This is a genomic window from Rummeliibacillus sp. BSL5, assembly GCF_052928305.1.
Window position 1 is genome coordinate 1363330 of the sequence record NZ_JAVGCV010000001.1, and the last position, 16467, is coordinate 1379796.

Genomic DNA, 16467 nt, shown 5'->3' on the forward strand with positions numbered 1-16467 from the left:
CCTCAACATTTTAAACGTAAATGAGCTAATGTATGCGCGTTATCGGGATTTTATGGTTGTTGCCCCTTCTTAAATAGACATCTTGGTCCATATTTAAACCAAAAGCTTTATATTTCTTACAAATTAAAAAGACAAAAGGCATTGAGACGTATCTCCCCATGCCTTTTGTCGAATCTTCCTGAGCATATTGTTCTATAAAAATACAGCCTTGTGTTTGCTGTTAAATGAAAATGGTAATTCCATTAGATCTTGGATAAAGCTTTCACCATATTCATTCATAAATAAGAAGGGATTAAATGTTCTCTCCTGTAGGCCGCCTCCTGGCAATAGGCGATCTTCTACTAATCGATATCTTCTTAATTCCACATCATGCTGAAGAAGGATTTCTCGTTCAATCTTCTTATTTAAAAAGTCTAATTGTTGTTGATGTATAGACAGGTTTTTCTCTGCTAATTTTTCTAACTGTATATCATTATTGCGCATATGTTCTAGCAGTCCATCATATTGTTCGCGTAATAAGTCCATTGTTTGGTCAATCATCTCTTTAGCGCTTACATCATATACATCCGCTTCATAGGCTCCTTTTAGCAAAGTTGCTTTACCTGCCAAGGCATCCGCAACAGACAAACCTAACTCTCCTAATACATGTTGTACCTGTCTATCTATAATTGAAACGTTTAAACGAGGCACAAAAACAGGCACTTTCATGTCTAACAATGCGAAAGCATCCTTTAAGGTAGCCCAGTAGGCCAACTCACCAGGCCCGCCAATAAATGCAAGTACAGGAAATACCATATCCTGCATTAATGGTCTAGTCACTACATTATTGCTCAATTGTTCAGGGTGCTTATTAGCGATTTCTAGCATATCATTTTCACTAAATTGGACATTTGCTATATGATTTATAAATTTGCCATTATGATGTTCTAATAAGAATCGCTCGCCATCTCGCACATAAAATAAATTGGCTGCATCCTTTGCTGCACCAATGGGAGTCCCATAGCCAAGCTCGGCAAAATCCGCTTCCCGCCGAGTGACGACATCTGCAATTTGCTTTGTATGCTTAATCAATTTTTCAAAATAAGGAGACTCATAAGCACGCAATTTAGGATCCGCAGCATCAACAAACAAGAGCCCTTCTTCTTTAAACAGCCAGTTCATAAGAGCTGTAAAGAAATCCGTATACGTGTTGCTTTCTACCAAAAATTGGTCAATTTGCTTCAAAAGCTTTTCAGTATACGCAGTCTCGCCATATTGCTTGAATGTCTCTTGGATAAATGAACGTACTTCTTCCGTATCTAATACTGTTGTAGAAGCCATTAATTTCTTTTTTGAATTGCTTCTATAGATATGCTTTTCTAGTCTGCCATTAATCGCTGTAAAGGTATGATTAATTTCGTCAATGTCATGGTCCTCGCCAGCAATCCAAAACACAGGTACAACAGGCAATCCAAGCTTTCTTCTCTGTTCTTTTGCAAGCAAAATAACCGATAATGCTTTATGTACAGAATACATGGGCCCTGTGAGTAAGCCAGCCTGCTGGCCACCAATCACCACTACTGCTTGGTCTTCTAATTCTTTTAAATGTTCTTCTGCCTTCTCTGAAACGCCAAACGGTTTCATATAGTCACGAACAATTGCAGCCAATTGTTGTCTTCTTACAGGGTGGTTTTGTATATCCTCTAGTCGTTTCGAAAAGGAATCATCGCTACTTGCATAATGAAAAAAGGGAAGTATGGATGACTTTTCTTCGGTATAATCTTTTAGTAAAGGATTCGTTATAGGAATCTCAACTTGTTCCAATTTCATATTTTGTAAACTCCTCTATAATGGTTAGCTATATTGAAGTATATCATTTAAACACCTGTTAACAAAAAAATACGCTCACTCACAAACGTAAGAACTAAATAACAATTTTTTGTAATTGATTAGGCTTTAAAAATAAAAAAGAAGCACTTTATGTTCAGTTAATCATAAGGTGCTTTTCATCATTTGTTTTAATTTTATACAGCTTATTCGTGCTAAACAAAGTCTATTCTTCGCATTTTAAAATCGTTAAAACGTGCTTGCGCTTGAGTTAATACAGCTCAATAACCTTTTGAATAATAGCGGCTAAACATATGCCTATGTATGCAAAGGTTAAAATCAAAAACATTAACCGCCAGATTTTACGAAATAGCTTTATTAAATCAATTTCTTTGCTTTTTATCCATTCTACTATAGTTAGGATCATCGCAATAAAAATCCCGAGTATAATGACAATAAAGCCCAAGTCAAAATGCCATATTAATTTAGTAAGGGCAGGAATGGAGAAGAACAATAGTAAAGTTGTTGCGTCTGCTGCCTTGCTAAAAGCATTCGACTTTTTGAAAAGTTTCTTAAAAACGAAGTAGACAAACAAGAATAGGAAAAAAGGAAAAAGAATGAATGGATACGCAATCAAAGATAAAAGTGCTATCACATCTTATTCCTCCTTTCCTTCCAGAGCTAGCAACAAGAGATAGAGTGTTTTAAGCATAGGCAAATCATGCCCTCTTTCTTTTGCCAACTCCATAACTCCTCCAACAATTGTGTCTATCTCCATTTTTCTGCCATGGCGATAATCTGCAAGCATAGATGAAGTATTCTGAGAGGTATTTTTGCAGATTTGTTCTATATTACTAAATGGCAACATGTTCTTTTGCTCTGGAAATGCAGAGACTATTTCAAAATACAGCTCTTTTAATATTCTATGATGAGATGGTAGGCGAATCAGATCCCCATTGGGAACTCCTAAAAGTGTTGTTAGCGTATTAATTAGGCAATTGACAATTGTTTTGCGCAACAGCATTTCTAAATAATTTTCAGAAAAAGAAATAGGTAAGTCGCTTGCTGTTAGACGCTGACACTTTTCGTTATTCCATGCTTCACCATTAAAATTGGCAATATTAAAGATACCAATGCCACGATGAATCACTTTGTTGCTATTTACTTTCTCTGCTCCGAATTCAATGGTCCCCATTAATATATTTTTTTGTTTTAAATTACGAGCAAATTCTATATGTTTAATTCCATTTTGGATAAATAATAGGATTGTTTCTTCTGGTAGCTCATCAAAAAGCAGCTGCATGTCTCGTAAATGATGATATTTAACAGCCAGAATCCAGATTGCTTTCTTATTTAAGTTCTGCGGGTTAGTGGTAACGCCTATTGGAAGCGTCTTTTCTTCGCCAACATCGTTAATAAATGTTAAACCGCCGCCAGATTGGATTGCCTTACACTGCTCTTTAGAATGTACCAGCACTTCTACATTGTGCCCATGTTCAAAAAGCTTACTTGCTAAGACTAGTCCTATGGCTCCTCCTCCCACTATTACGAAATCCATTTCGACACCTCTTCATTCTCCGCTCTAGATCGGTTACTATACCATTGCTATTATACTGTTACAAAGCAAAAAAGGAAACATCGCCTAGATGTTTCCTTTTTTTAAGAATTTAGACCCTGTTTCGAGCCACTGGAGCACTTCTACATGATCATGCTGCAATTGCTCATGCTTTTCTTTTAATTCATAGTAAGCTTCTGATAATTGATCAAAACTAGTTAAAGCTTGCTTCAAATGTGTTCTCATCATTTGTTTTGGCTGAGATTTTGCATTTTCTAGTTCCTTTTCATAAACCTTGCGTAGTGTTTTATTCCATCTAAACCCACAGGCTTGTTTTGTGCGGCCTAATGCTTCTGCCGCTTCTTGAAATCCAGCTAACTGTGATCTTCCTTCACTCACAGCCTGTAATATAATGTTCGCTAACCTATCATCATCTTGCTGTAACCATTGATCTTTTCTTTTTTTCACTTCCATACGAATCACCTCGCATTTTTTATTACTATATGCGAGTTTTTGAAGTTTAGAAGTTATTTCGTTTTTGATAGAAATTGTTTAACAGCTTGATGATGCGCTTCGCTTTCCCATAGCTTCGCACATGTTCTTACTTCTTCCATAACTCTTTCCTTGAGATGCTGACTATTCCATTTGCGAATCAAGATTTCTTTATATGCTTTCTGAACACTCGGTTGAATCTTTTCCATATCTGCTATGAAAGCTTTAATAGCCTCATTCTTTTCACCTTCGAAGATATATTGCGCAAAGCCCATTTCAAACAGTTGCTCTGCATTATATAGCCTAGCCTCATATAGCATTTTTAATGCTTTCTCCTGCTGTAGGCCTCTCTCCAATAAATATGTACCACCACCCCATCCTGTGGTAATCCCTAATGTACCTTGAATAAAACCGCAGCGTGCTCCTTTCTTAACTAAGCGGAAGTCGCATGCAGCCGCTATCTCGCATCCTCCCCCAACCGCGACTCCATTGATTAATGCAATGGTTGGTATAGGTAATGTAGCTAAATCATATAGTATTTCCGCCATCTTACTGAGCATGCTATAAGCCTCTTCTTCTGTAATCAAGTAATGAAATTCTGCTAAATCCCCGCCTGAACAGAAAGCTTGATCACCAGTCCCCGTAATAACAAATGCTCGAACTGTTTCATGATTATGTATGTACTCTATTGCTTCTTTCAAACCTTCCATTACCGCATAATTTATCGCATTCCGCCTCTCTGGCCGATTAATCGTAAATGTCATTATTCCCTCTTGCTCTGTAATGATAAAGTCCATCCTTCATATCCCCTTTATTCAGAATTGTTATCATCTTACCATAACTAGAATAAGAGACAAAAAAATATAAAAAAAAGAAAACCCTTAAATAAGGGTTTTCCGTTGTGTTAAAACTGCATTTAAGTCTGACTAAAGAGCCATGGTCTCTCTAGAAAGTCTCCTTTAAAGCAAATACTGAATTATTTGCTTACTACTTCTTTACCTTTGTATGTTCCGCATGCTTTACATACATGGTGAGACAATTTAAGTTCACCGCAGCTTGGGCAAGCAACCATACCTGGTACAGCTAGTTTAAAGTGTGTGCGACGTTGACGTTTCGCAGTTTTAGAAGTTCTTCTAAATGGTACAGCCATTGATGGCACCTCCTTACAGATCGGTTATTCGTCTGTTTGATCAAAATACTTAGCTAATGCAGCCAGTCTTGGATCCGTTTTTTGGGCGTCTTTTTCTTTTTGACTTAAAAACTCATCCTCTGTTAAATAAGACCAAGCGTCATTATTTTTGGATTTTGGGTTTTCGGCATCTTCTTTGAACACTTGTATAGGAATCTCTAATAAAATTAGTTCTTCTAATACTGGATCAACATCGATTAATTCCCCTTTTACAGGATGAACATTATCATGCTCATCTGTAGCGGCATAATCAGACCAGCTAAAGACTTCATCTGATTCAATGTCAAAAGGAAATTCGACATCTTCCCATGTGCGTGAACAAGGAAGTGTAAGCGTGCCTGTCAAATGAAAATGACAGTTCATTTGGCTTGCACCAAAAGTGCAAAAGCCTTCTACGTGGACAGGAGTTATATGGCGTATATCCGTATTGCGACGCATAATGCCTTCCAATTGTACAGTTTCGTCAATTGGCATCCCGCTTTGGCGATATTTAGATAGTTGTGGGATTGCCCATTTCATACATTATCACCTCTAAACAACAAAGTTGATTATATAATGCTCATTTATAGATGTCAAGATATTTTCTTGTCACTAGGCTAAACTACTCGTATAATCATAGTACTAAGTATAAACGGGGTGAAGACTTGATTGCAACTGGCGTAATTGTTGAATATAACCCATTTCATAACGGACATCTCTATCATATCAAACAATCGCGAGAACTTACAGACGCAGATATTATCATTGCTGTAATGAGTGGCCATTTTTTACAGCGCGGAGAACCGGCTTTTGTCGATAAATGGACAAGAACGAGGATGGCGATTGCAAATGGGGCTGATCTCGTAATTGAACTGCCTTATGCATTTGCCACCGCTCAAGCAAGTGACTTTGCAAAGGGTGGCGTACTGCTTCTCGATGCTCTGCAATGTGATTACTTATGTTTTGGTAGCGAACAAGGTAGCATAGATCCTTTTTTAAACACGTATACGCTTTTAGAAGAGCAGAACGCGTCTTTCCAACAATTTATACAGGAATTTGTTAAAAGCGGCTTAAGCTATCCTTCTGCGCTAAATAAAGCCTATCAAGCACTTATCCCTGATAGTAATGCACAGTTTGTGGATTTGTCTCAACCAAATAACATACTTGGCTACCATTACATAGAAGCTGCACGAAAATTTCAAACAGCTTTAAAACCGACTACTATTCTTCGCAAGCAGGCAGGCTACCATGATCCCGTCCAAGAAGGTACCACCATTGCAAGTGCGACGGGAATTCGACAAGCGATTCATGAACAACAGGCTATTGAGCATGTATCTGGTTTCTTGCCTTCTGCTTCATTTGATCTTTTGAATGAATGGAGTCAGGGAAACCAGCCATTTGCAAGCTGGACGTACTTTTGGCCATATTTGCGCTTCACATTATTACGTTTAACACCTGGGGAACTAAAAGAATACGCGGAAGTGACAGAAGGAATTGAATTTTTGCTGCTAGAAGCTGCAAAAGAATGTACGGATTTTACAAGCTTTATGAAAAAAGTTAAATCGAAACGCTATACATGGACCAGAATTCAACGAATGCTCACACATATTTTTACGAATTTTACATGGTCGCAGTTGAAAAGCATGGACACACCTCGTTATATCCGTATCCTTGGTATGAACCAAAACGGCCAGAAATATTTATCCGAACGAAAAAAAAGCATGTCGTTACCTTTAATCAGTAGAGCCGCAAGTTCCAAAGAACCAATGCTACTTCAAGATATAAAGGCAACAGATCTATATATGCTTGGACTTGGCAAAAATAAAATGGGCTTGGATTATCGCATCCCGCCCATTCGTATTTAATCATTTTTTCTCCGGCAATTTTTCCAAGTAATCAAGAGCATCATTCACATTCTTGACAGGTACGATTTTCATTTTCGTACCTATTTTTTTGGCTTCTTTTAGTGCTTCCTGATAATTTGGCAAAATATCGGGATATTTCTTCTTCACAACCTCAGGCAATGTGTCATTTGGCGCAAAGAAAATTTCAACGCCTGCATCATCTGCAGCAATCACCTTCTTCTCAATCCCGCCAATCCGACCAACTTCGCCTGTCGCTAGCATTTCACCTGTTCCTGCAATATTATAGCCCTTTGTTAAATCGCCTTTTGTCAATTGATCGATGATTTCGAGGGTAAACATTAAACCAGCTGATGGCCCGCCAATATCCTCTGCTTGAATTTTTACTTCAGGGTCTGTCTTGATAGAAGTATTATCTGCAAATGTGATACCAAGACCTACTTTTCCTTTCGTACCTGGAATAGCCTTCAATACCACCTTTTTCTTCATGTTCTTTCCATCACGCTTGATCTTAATAGTTACAGTATCTCCTGATTTCTTTGTTGTTAAGTAGTCAACCAGCTGCTGATGTTTATGAATTTTCAAACGGTCAATGCCGGTTACTTCGTCCGCTGTCTCCAATATCCCATCGGCCGCTCCGTTCTTCACAACATAATAGACATAGACGCCATTATAGACAATTTTATAATCTAAACCTGTCTTTTTAAACGCAATATACTTTGCATTAAACTGAGAATCTGTCATAAGTTTAATTTGACGATTATTATAATCCTTATCGCTCTCGTTTGGACTTCTGACCTCATCTTCTTTTAAAATATCCTTTTCATCGTCTGCATAAGCAGCAGCATATGTGAAAGGCGTAGCAACAGCCATAGATACTGTCATCATATTTAATTTCCCTTTGCCTTTTTGATCTGCATTGTCTACTTTTACATACTGATCTAAATCATATGCTCCTCCCGGCTGCATAATATAATAAGGCAGCGGATATACAAATCCCACTATAATGATTGCTGCTAATGCAATGACAATCAAAAATTTTTTCACACTCATTGAGGAACCTCCTAGATAATGTCCAATTGATAAAAGGACGAGAACTTCTGTGCAGTTTTATAAAAATATATTACATGATTGGATGATGTAAATCTTACTACACTACTGCAATATCGCAATATGCTGGCTTTTTATTTTTTTATTGCTCTTGCAACCCGAACTAGCCCATGAAGGTGCTGATTTAGGGATTAAAATTTTTGTAGATAACTTATTCCCTTATCTACTCCCTTATTTGATTTTGACGCAATGGCTTTTGCGTTTAACGAATATTTCTAGTATACCACAGGGATCTAAATGGCGTTTTTACGTACAATTATATTGTTTGGGTGCTTTAGGCGGTTTCCCAACAGGCGCGGCGACGACTGGCTTTTTATACCAGCAACAACAGCTGACACAAAAAGAAGCTCGTTATCTATTAGCCATTTGCCATGCACCAAGCCCTCTTTTTGTCGTTGGTTTTGTCGGAATGGAAATATTAAGAAACCCCATAAGCGGATGGCAAATGCTTGGACTGTTCCATTTTGTTAATATAATCATGCTAGTCATTTTTATTCTTGTTTTCCGAAAAACGGTTCCACTTACGAACCTTCCACCAAAACCAAAAGATGCTGGCAACCCTTTAATTGAGAGTATTAAGAGTAGTTTGCCTACGGTTCTACTCGTTGCTGCGACCGTTATATTTTTCACGACCCTCAGCTATGTTTTCACACAAACTTTAGAAAACTTTGTTGATTCTTTGCCAAAGGGTGTCATGTTATCACTTTATAGTATTCTTGAAATGACATCTGGTTTAGCAGCATCGGAAAATTTCTATGGCCATTCAAGCTGGCTTCCATTAATCGTCATAACAATACTATCAATGCAAGGACTTAGCATCCATATGCAAGTTGCTGTTTTAGCAAGAGAAGCCAAAATATCGTTGAAACCTTATATTTCCGCACGTGTACTTCAAACATTGGTTGTACCGCTCTTATATTGGATTATTTTTATGTAAGAAAAGACAAGGCCTCCACCATTCATAATGGTAGTAGCCTTGTCTTTTATCTTTCTTCAAACTTTCCCTTTAAAGCTTCTTCAACAATCGGTGGGACAAGTTCATGGATATTGCCTCCATATTTGCTGACTTCCTTTACAATGCTTGAGCTTAAGAAGGAATATTTGTTTTGGGTCATGATAAAGAATGTTTCAATATGTTCATCCAAAAAACGGTTCATTGAAGTAATTTGCATTTCATATTCAAAATCTGAAATGGCGCGAAGCCCACGTACAATTGCATCTGCTTTGACTGATTTCGCATAATCTATTAATAAGCCTGAGGACGAATCAATTCGAACATTGGGAATATCTTTTGTGACTTCCCTAATCAAATCCATTCTTTCGTAAACATTAAATAATGGATTTTTGCTTGAATTATTCATCACCGCTACATACACAATATCAAAAATATCCGCAGCACGCTTAACAATATCTAAATGTCCATTTGTGATTGGATCAAAGCTTCCTGGTACTACAGCAATTTTACCCAATATAATCCCCTTCTTCCTCTACGAAACGATAAATTGAAATGATAGTACTGCCATATTCCTCTTCTCGCACTTTGTGAAAGTCTAAAAATACCGCCGGCAAATCGACTTCCCTATCATGTTCGCACACGATGGTCCCATCCTCGTGTATCATTTGATTTGCAACGATGTCTTCAACCATATTGTAATACTGCTGCTTTTTGTAAGGAGGATCTAAAAAAATCAAATCTGCCTGTACTTTATTTTTAATGAGCAATTTTATTGCCCGCAAAGCGTCATTCCGGTAAACTTCTGTACAATTTTCATAACGGCACTTAGAAATATTCTCTTTCAAATTTTGGAATGCGCGACTGTCTTTTTCAATAAAGATTCCGTGTTCCATTCCCCGGCTTAAAGCTTCAAGACCTAGACCGCCGCTTCCTGCAAACAGATCCAAAACAGTACCACCACTAAAATAAGGGCCAATAATGTTAAATAACGATTCTTTTACTTTGTCTGTTGTCGGACGGGTTGTCATGCCATTAACAGCTTTAAGAGCCATCCCTTTTCGCTCACCTGAAATTATTCTCACTTTGCACCAAACCTTTTACCACCGCTTACTGGCGTTTAATATTTATTTGTTTCTCCGATTTTTCAATATCCACTATAAATAGCCTTACAAGCCAAGCTTCTTCAATATAATAGTCACTGCCGTACTTTACAATCGGCTGTGAAAGTAGATCATAGCGATGTTCATTATATACATAGAACGGCTCATCCATAGGGAACCTAAAATTGCGCTCCTTACTCTGTGTGTAAAAACCATGTACTCCTATTTTAGTCGAATAGCCCAGTTTTTTTAATAGTGGTTTTACTGAATAAAGGATACGTCCATCTTTTAATATAACTTGCATATTTTTTTGTTGCAAACCATTTAAATAGATTGGCCGTTTGTCTTCAAATAAGAGCGGCGCTACCTTATTTCCATTTTGTGCATTCATTTTGAAAAAGGAAGTTTTCAATTCTAGTGATGAGGACAGCTTATCATCAAGTAATCCAGCCGTTATCTTTTTCCCCTGTAGATCCTCTAAGCTTGTCTTCCAGTCTTTGAGCTGCTGTTCATTCATATAATCTTTTAATGTAGCGACCATTTTAGAAGCTTTTGGAGAACCTACCCGACGTTCGGTCAGGAAAGAAGCTACAACTGCAGGCCCCCAATTAGGAAGCATATCAAAATTATATTTTTGATTCATTTGCGATAAGATATATTTTTCCGTCAGCGTTTTTTTATTTAATTCAGAGGTAAAGAGGATTCGATCCCCTGATTTTTTATACTTCTTGCTTTCTATGATTGCCACATGCTCGAACCCCTCTATATCTAACCCCTTAAGGGCTTGTGCCAGGTTGTCAGAGGCATGTCCATTGCCATAAAGTGTTACTTGATCATTTGTAAATAACTCTTTCATTTTAGCCTTTTGCCAATATAGCGATGTAACAGGTCCATTCCCACTAAACATACTATATTGAATAAGCTTTAAATTTTTACTCTTCACTTCAGGCAATCCAGTAATCCACTGTCCGCCAGAATGCTTTTTATCTGTAATATGGATCGTTGTATGTACTGATTTTCCTAAATTTAATGACAAGAAAATGTTTTTGATCACTCTACCAGACAATTTTCCCTCGCTTGGTGCAGGAATCGTATATACAAAGGTTTGTTCCTTCGTTTTCCCTTTATTTAGGCTGGTCTTTGTCTTATTTAAACGGTTGCACTTCTCAGTCTGTTTATTCCCACACTCTTTTTTAACGCTTTTAGCAGGCCAGTTCAATCTCACCTGGCTTTCCGGTAAGGAATTTAAATGATGACGAATAGTAAATTTATTTTCATGATAGACAACTTCAATATCCTGATCGTAATAAAACGTCTTATCTTCTTCCGTTAATTGATTGGAATAAACATGGTATTGAAAAGTCAACATTATTCCATTTATAAATAGCAGTATGGAAAATAAACCAGCTGCTAATTTCATATGCGAATCCCCCAAATCGTGATACTATGTGATAGAAAGGAAGTGTATAGTATGATTCAACAATTTATAGAGCTAGGAGAAGGTTACGGCGATGTATACGAGCTATGCGAATTAATGAAAACAAATAAACATCGCATCAGCCGTACTATTATATTCACTGCAACAGAAGGAGAAAAAAAGGTAGCTTCTATTGCGGCCGTATTTAACCCTGTCGGAGAAAGCAAATTTACTCCGATATATATCTGCCGGGAAGGAATCCCATATTCAGCAGAAAAACCTTCAAAGCGTCTAGAAATCTTCAAGGAGACAGTAAATAGCTTAGATCAGCTACTTATTACATTAGATGTAAAACATTCTTCTATCTATGCTGAGAAAGATCTTTACTACCAATACTTAATTGGTATATTGCGTCTTTATCACTATATCCCATCATTACACTAGTCATTCTACTTTCTTTTCTTTATATCGTCAGAGGAACACAAAGGTTTATTTAGAAACAGTTTTTTTCACTAATTGTACTTATTCTAGCAATCAAAGGCCTATTTTATAATCGTATTCTTTTGCTTTATCTGGTTTCGCATTTTCATATTCTGTCGAAACAAAAGGACGATAAGAAGGCAGGACTTCCTTCACATAAGGGAGCCGTTTTAGTTTCATTATAAGGCTATCGACTTCGTCTTGGTCGCAATATAAAACAACATATTTAAGCCTTCTAGAAATATAATGAACATGGCCGTATCGACGCATTGTTTTCGCTTGTTTTAAATGATGTACATAGACGATTAAGCCTTGTCGGTCTTTCATACGCATTCCCTCATTTCTTACCTTAAAGAATACCATATCTTTGAAAATGGAAGCAACCAAGGATACTGACAGATTAGAAGGCATCCGTTATAATAAAGGAAAACTTCACTCAGAATATTTTATTTAGCGCTCTGAGTGTTAAACCCTTCCTACTGTCTATAATTAAGACTTATTACCTTGGCTATAAACAGTATGAACCCGACTATCGCAACTAGGAAAAGGCATATTTAACTGAAATGGCCAATCGGGCTATTACTTGCAAGCAATAGGGGTAAAATAAATTACTTAACCGGCAATTCAGATAGGAGGATTATAATGGGAAAGAAAACAAAAGTGGCGGTTGCAATTGCTGCTGCAAGTGCTGCAGCATGGGCAGGCTCTAAGGCTTTATCCAAACCAGGAAAACGAGCTAGTAAACACGCATTGGAGTATAATCGCCCTGTTATCTTAGCACATCGTGGAGGATCACATTTAGCTCCTGAACATACAATGGCTGCATTTCGCAATGCTAACAATTTAGGCGTAGACGGCTTTGAGATTGATATTCGTCTTACAAAAGACGAAGAAATTGTTGTGACACATGATGAAACGATTGACCGTACCAGCAATGGATCTGGACGAGTCGCCTCTTTCACATTAGAAGAATTGCGCAAATTTAATTTTGGGTATCATTTCGTAAATTTAGACGGCTATTTGTCTTACCGTGAAGACTTTGAACCGATTGTCACATTGCGTGAGCTATTGACAGAGTTTCCACATATGTATATTAATATTGATATGAAAGATGCGCCGGATACATATGAAGGCGGTCTAATGCCTTCAAAACTATGGCGCTTGCTTGAAGAACTAGACGCCACCGACCGCGTTGTGGTTACTAGCTTCCATGACGAGCAAATCGACCGCTTCAATCTGTATGCACAAAACAAAGTAGCATTAGGAGCTGGCCAAACTGAAGTACGGAGAGCCTTTACTTCATTCACTAGCCAATTTGGCCATCTCTATCATCCAAAGGTAGATGTATTCCAAATTCCTGTAAAACATGGCATCATTAATCTTGATTCAGCACACTTTATTCATTTTTTAGATGAATTGAATATACCTGTCCATTATTGGACAATTAACAATGCTGCTGCTATGCAGGAGTTAATCGCTAGCGGTGCTCGAGGAATAGTAACAGATCGTCCCGACATCGCTTTAAAAACAATAAATAAATAACACAAAAAAGGATTCTACAAGATGTAGAATCCTTTTTAAATAACCAGGCTCCTTACTATGCTGAACAAGAGCAGCTTCCACCAGAGCCACAACCTCCACTTGAACAAGATGACTTTTCGAAAAACGGATTGCTGACAGATACTTTTACTGCTTCTGATACCGTTTTTCCAACTAGTAAGCTAATCTCATCCAGCAGATCCTGGTATTCATTTTCTGCTATGCGGAGTGCAGAGATTTTATCGTTTATGTCAAGTTCACGTTTTTTCACGCGAATCGACTTCATAATTATTTTGTAATCCGGATGGTATTTTCCAAATCGTTGGACATCCTCATACTGATCCTTCATCCTGTTGAAATCATCTACTTGGCGAACAAGCTCGGCGTCTGTATAGACAGCTTGGTGGGCCATTTTTAGATTTTCAAATTGTTCGGAGGAACGGATCATTTTATTCAATTCTTCTACTTCTTCAAGAATCATTACCCAATCGGAAGTTATCATCATTGTTTTTTCCCCCCATACACCTATGATAACAGATTTTCCCCGTCTTGTTTAATATGATTGCAAATCTATCCAGTAGAGTTTAGTATAGGTGGTTCATCTGGGCTACTATTTAGTGTATAGGGAGAGCTTCCCTAGCATGTAAACGGGAGGTTATTCATTGGCACTTTTAGTCCTTCCCAGGTATTCATTAACTACATGCTCATCAGAGAAAGGTAGTATATCAGTTCCTATTATTTGGCCTTCTTCATGTCCCTTCCCTGCTATAATCACTAGATCTCCCTTTCCTGACATGGCTAGCGCTTGTTGTATAGCTTTCTTTCGATTTGGTTGAATGCTATAGTCTGTTGTCTCAATCCCTTGCGCAATACTGTTTAATATAATGTTAGACGATTCAGTACGAGGATTGTCATCAGTTAGAATGATAAAATCAGCATATTGATCAGCAACAGCTCCCATTTCTGCTCTTTTCCCTTTATCTCTGTCACCACCGCAGCCAAATACAACAATTAACCTTTGAGAAGTCTGTGTTCGCAGTGCACCTAATAAAGCATTCAGTGCGCTAGGTGTATGGGCGTAATCAATAAAAATCCTATACCCCAAGTCATTATTTAATTCTTGCATCCTACCTTTTGGCAATGTCAGCCGTTCGGTATGCGGCGCAATTTCTTGTAAGGAAAAACCCAACTCCGAAATGGTTGCAACAGCTGCTAGAACATTATATTGTAAATATTCTCCTTTAAACGGCAAGTTAATATCTACGGGGATATCGTAGTCCTGTATTAATAACCGCATTCCATGACTGGTGGTTTCTTCATGTATGATGCTACAGTCAGCTAAAATTCCCTTGCCAAAACTTTTAACAACTGGATGCTCCATTCGCAATTGATTGCAAAAATCATCATCTATATTCACCACAATTTGCTCCGAGAATAAGCACAGTCTCTTTTTAGCTGCTAAATAATACTTTTCGCCACCATGTTCTTCATAATGGTCACGACTTACGTTGAGATACACACCGATATCAATTTTACAATCGTCTAATCTATGCTCCGACAAAGCTAACGAAGAAGCTTCCATAACTAAATGGGTCACTCCTTGACTTACACAATAAGCAAATATTCTATATAGTTCTGTCGCCAATGGAGTAGTTAAAGGTTCAAGGCTAACAGTTTGCTTTTTACCATTTATAAATAGGCCGACAGTTCCAACAACAGCCACTTTATTGCCAAGTGATTGTAGCAGTTGACCAATAAAATGGGTCACTGTGGTTTTTCCGTTTGTACCGGTAACTGCAATAATTGTCAGCTCTTCATCATATGGGCCGTATAGCTTCTTGCTAGCATAGGACAAAAACGTGGAACAGTTAGGGACCCATATAACAGGTAAAGGAAATTCCACACTGCTCTCATATCTGTTATGAACAATAGCTGCTGCCCCATTTTGTATCGCAAGGTCTATATAATCCCATCCATCATACTTCTTCCCTTTACGAGCCACGAACACATCACCTGGCAATACATCACTTGCTCGATCTGTAATGCCTTTTACCTCTGTCCGAATGGATCCACATTCCAATTCACAAGGCCATTCTTTTAATAGCTCTGCCAAGATCAACTATGTTCCCCCTGCACCTTTTAGTAAGAAATGAATACATTACTATAACCACCCACTACTACTTTTATCGTATGAAAAACATGTTGAATATGTCACGAGGAGATAGGAGTTACAAAATGATTATTCAAAAATTTGGCGGAATTGCTATGCAATCGAAAGAATCGCGTGTGCATTGCCTCCACCATATTAATAGGGCGATACAAGAACATGGAAAAACAGTAGTAATTGTATCGGCAATTGGCAGAAAAGGAGACCCTTACGCTACCGATACGCTGCTGAATATTACCGAGGCATTGCAAGAAACTGCAAAGGCAAGGGATCTAGTTGCGGCGTGCGGGGAGTTAATGGCTGCTGCCGTCCTTTCCTCAGAATTAAAGGAATTCGGAATTGACAATTTACTAGTTTACGGGCCGAAACTTGGCATTACTACAACAGAGCACTTTGGAGATGCTGAAATTATAGATATAAACTGCGAAAATCTTTTATATGACTTAAAAGATTTTGATTGTATTGTAGTTCCCGGCTTTCAAGGAACTACCCTTCAAGGGGAAATTGCGACACTTGGCAGAGGAGGTAGTGATCTAACGGCTGCTGTTCTGGGAGCACATTTGCCAAGCTCAATCGTTGAATATTATAAGGATGTACCCGGGGTTATGACTGGAGATCCACACATAGAGAAAGATGTAAAACTGATTGAGTCTCTTTCTTATAGTGAATTCTTAAAACTATTAAATAATACGCATCCCATCGTCCAAATAAAAGCAGCGGAATTGGCTAGAAAACACCAACTCACGCTGCATATTCGAAACGTATTTTCAAATGAACGTGGAACAATAGTTTATCCAAATGTTTGAAAGATGCAGT

At 37.9% G+C, this 16467-nt stretch carries 19 protein-coding genes; 5 read left to right on the forward strand and 14 right to left on the reverse strand.

Annotated features, from left to right (window positions below; all coding sequences use genetic code 11):
* Positions 1-192: 192 nt before the first annotated feature.
* From bshC to RCJ93_RS06990, 7 genes are all read right to left on the reverse strand, one after another.
* Positions 193-1809, reverse strand: a complete 1617-nt coding sequence (gene bshC / locus RCJ93_RS06960; RefSeq protein WP_251645578.1) for a bacillithiol biosynthesis cysteine-adding enzyme BshC — start codon at positions 1807-1809, stop codon at positions 193-195.
* 268 nt (positions 1810-2077) lie between these two features.
* Positions 2078-2461, reverse strand: coding sequence for a DUF3397 family protein (locus RCJ93_RS06965; protein ID WP_147194269.1), 384 nt, complete (start codon positions 2459-2461; stop codon positions 2078-2080).
* Positions 2462-2464: 3 nt separating this feature from the next.
* On the reverse strand, positions 2465-3364 hold the full coding sequence (locus RCJ93_RS06970) for a ketopantoate reductase family protein (RefSeq protein WP_446738679.1): 900 nt from the start codon (positions 3362-3364) through the stop codon (positions 2465-2467).
* 84 nt (positions 3365-3448) lie between these two features.
* Positions 3449-3835: a transcriptional regulator gene (locus RCJ93_RS06975; RefSeq protein WP_066785173.1), complete on the reverse strand. Its 387-nt coding sequence runs from the start codon at positions 3833-3835 to the stop codon at positions 3449-3451.
* Positions 3836-3888: 53 nt separating this feature from the next.
* Positions 3889-4650, reverse strand: a complete 762-nt coding sequence (locus RCJ93_RS06980; protein ID WP_446738680.1) for an enoyl-CoA hydratase/isomerase family protein — start codon at positions 4648-4650, stop codon at positions 3889-3891.
* Between the two features lie 179 nt (positions 4651-4829).
* Positions 4830-5003, reverse strand: coding sequence for a 50S ribosomal protein L32 (gene rpmF, locus RCJ93_RS06985; RefSeq protein ID WP_066785166.1), 174 nt, complete (start codon positions 5001-5003; stop codon positions 4830-4832).
* Between the two features lie 24 nt (positions 5004-5027).
* The gene (locus RCJ93_RS06990) at positions 5028-5561 is read right to left on the reverse strand and encodes a YceD family protein (RefSeq protein WP_066785163.1); all 534 of its coding nucleotides are present in this window, start codon (positions 5559-5561) and stop codon (positions 5028-5030) included.
* Positions 5562-5686: 125 nt separating this feature from the next.
* Here RCJ93_RS06990 and RCJ93_RS06995 point away from each other — a divergent pair, with 125 nt between their 5' ends.
* A complete protein-coding gene (locus tag RCJ93_RS06995; protein ID WP_150283846.1) occupies positions 5687-6886 on the forward strand; it encodes a nucleotidyltransferase in 1200 nt (399 codons plus the stop codon).
* Here RCJ93_RS06995 and RCJ93_RS07000 read toward each other — a convergent pair whose 3' ends face one another.
* Complete coding sequence (locus tag RCJ93_RS07000) at positions 6887-7936, reverse strand: SepM family pheromone-processing serine protease (protein WP_223823518.1); 1050 nt, start codon at positions 7934-7936, stop codon at positions 6887-6889.
* Positions 7937-8189: 253 nt separating this feature from the next.
* Between RCJ93_RS07000 and RCJ93_RS07005 the strand changes: the two genes are divergently transcribed.
* Entirely contained in the window at positions 8190-8930 is a 741-nt protein-coding gene (locus tag RCJ93_RS07005) for a hypothetical protein (protein WP_150283845.1), read from the forward strand.
* 46 nt (positions 8931-8976) lie between these two features.
* Here the strand turns inward: RCJ93_RS07005 and coaD are convergent, their stop codons facing one another.
* Genes coaD through RCJ93_RS07020 form a run of 3 tightly spaced genes read right to left on the reverse strand, consistent with a single transcriptional unit; the run spans position 8977 to position 11468 of the window.
* Entirely contained in the window at positions 8977-9465 is a 489-nt protein-coding gene (coaD, locus tag RCJ93_RS07010) for a pantetheine-phosphate adenylyltransferase (RefSeq protein WP_147194288.1), read from the reverse strand.
* On the reverse strand, positions 9455-10030 hold the full coding sequence (gene rsmD, locus RCJ93_RS07015) for a 16S rRNA (guanine(966)-N(2))-methyltransferase RsmD (protein WP_147194291.1): 576 nt from the start codon (positions 10028-10030) through the stop codon (positions 9455-9457). The genes coaD and rsmD overlap by 11 nt, the downstream gene beginning before the upstream one ends.
* Positions 10031-10055: 25 nt before the next feature.
* Positions 10056-11468, reverse strand: a complete 1413-nt coding sequence (locus RCJ93_RS07020; RefSeq protein ID WP_446738681.1) for a hypothetical protein — start codon at positions 11466-11468, stop codon at positions 10056-10058.
* Between the two features lie 51 nt (positions 11469-11519).
* Between RCJ93_RS07020 and RCJ93_RS07025 the strand changes: the two genes are divergently transcribed.
* Positions 11520-11909 (forward strand): DUF7147 family protein, encoded by a 390-nt coding sequence (locus RCJ93_RS07025; RefSeq protein ID WP_066785143.1) that lies wholly within the window; start codon positions 11520-11522, stop codon positions 11907-11909.
* A gap of 90 nt (positions 11910-11999) precedes the next feature.
* Here RCJ93_RS07025 and RCJ93_RS07030 read toward each other — a convergent pair whose 3' ends face one another.
* Positions 12000-12272, reverse strand: a complete 273-nt coding sequence (locus tag RCJ93_RS07030) for a YlbG family protein (RefSeq protein ID WP_066785141.1) — start codon at positions 12270-12272, stop codon at positions 12000-12002.
* Positions 12273-12587: 315 nt separating this feature from the next.
* Between RCJ93_RS07030 and RCJ93_RS07035 the strand changes: the two genes are divergently transcribed.
* The gene (locus RCJ93_RS07035) at positions 12588-13487 is read left to right on the forward strand and encodes a glycerophosphodiester phosphodiesterase (RefSeq protein ID WP_066785138.1); all 900 of its coding nucleotides are present in this window, start codon (positions 12588-12590) and stop codon (positions 13485-13487) included.
* Positions 13488-13542: 55 nt separating this feature from the next.
* Here the strand turns inward: RCJ93_RS07035 and RCJ93_RS07040 are convergent, their stop codons facing one another.
* The gene (locus RCJ93_RS07040) at positions 13543-13989 is read right to left on the reverse strand and encodes a YlbF family regulator (protein WP_066785135.1); all 447 of its coding nucleotides are present in this window, start codon (positions 13987-13989) and stop codon (positions 13543-13545) included.
* Positions 13990-14139: 150 nt separating this feature from the next.
* Entirely contained in the window at positions 14140-15603 is a 1464-nt protein-coding gene (locus tag RCJ93_RS07045; RefSeq protein WP_446738682.1) for a UDP-N-acetylmuramoyl-L-alanyl-D-glutamate--2,6-diaminopimelate ligase, read from the reverse strand.
* Positions 15604-15719: 116 nt separating this feature from the next.
* Here RCJ93_RS07045 and RCJ93_RS07050 point away from each other — a divergent pair, with 116 nt between their 5' ends.
* A complete protein-coding gene (locus RCJ93_RS07050; protein ID WP_150283841.1) occupies positions 15720-16457 on the forward strand; it encodes an amino acid kinase family protein in 738 nt (245 codons plus the stop codon).
* Positions 16458-16467 lie beyond the last annotated feature (10 nt).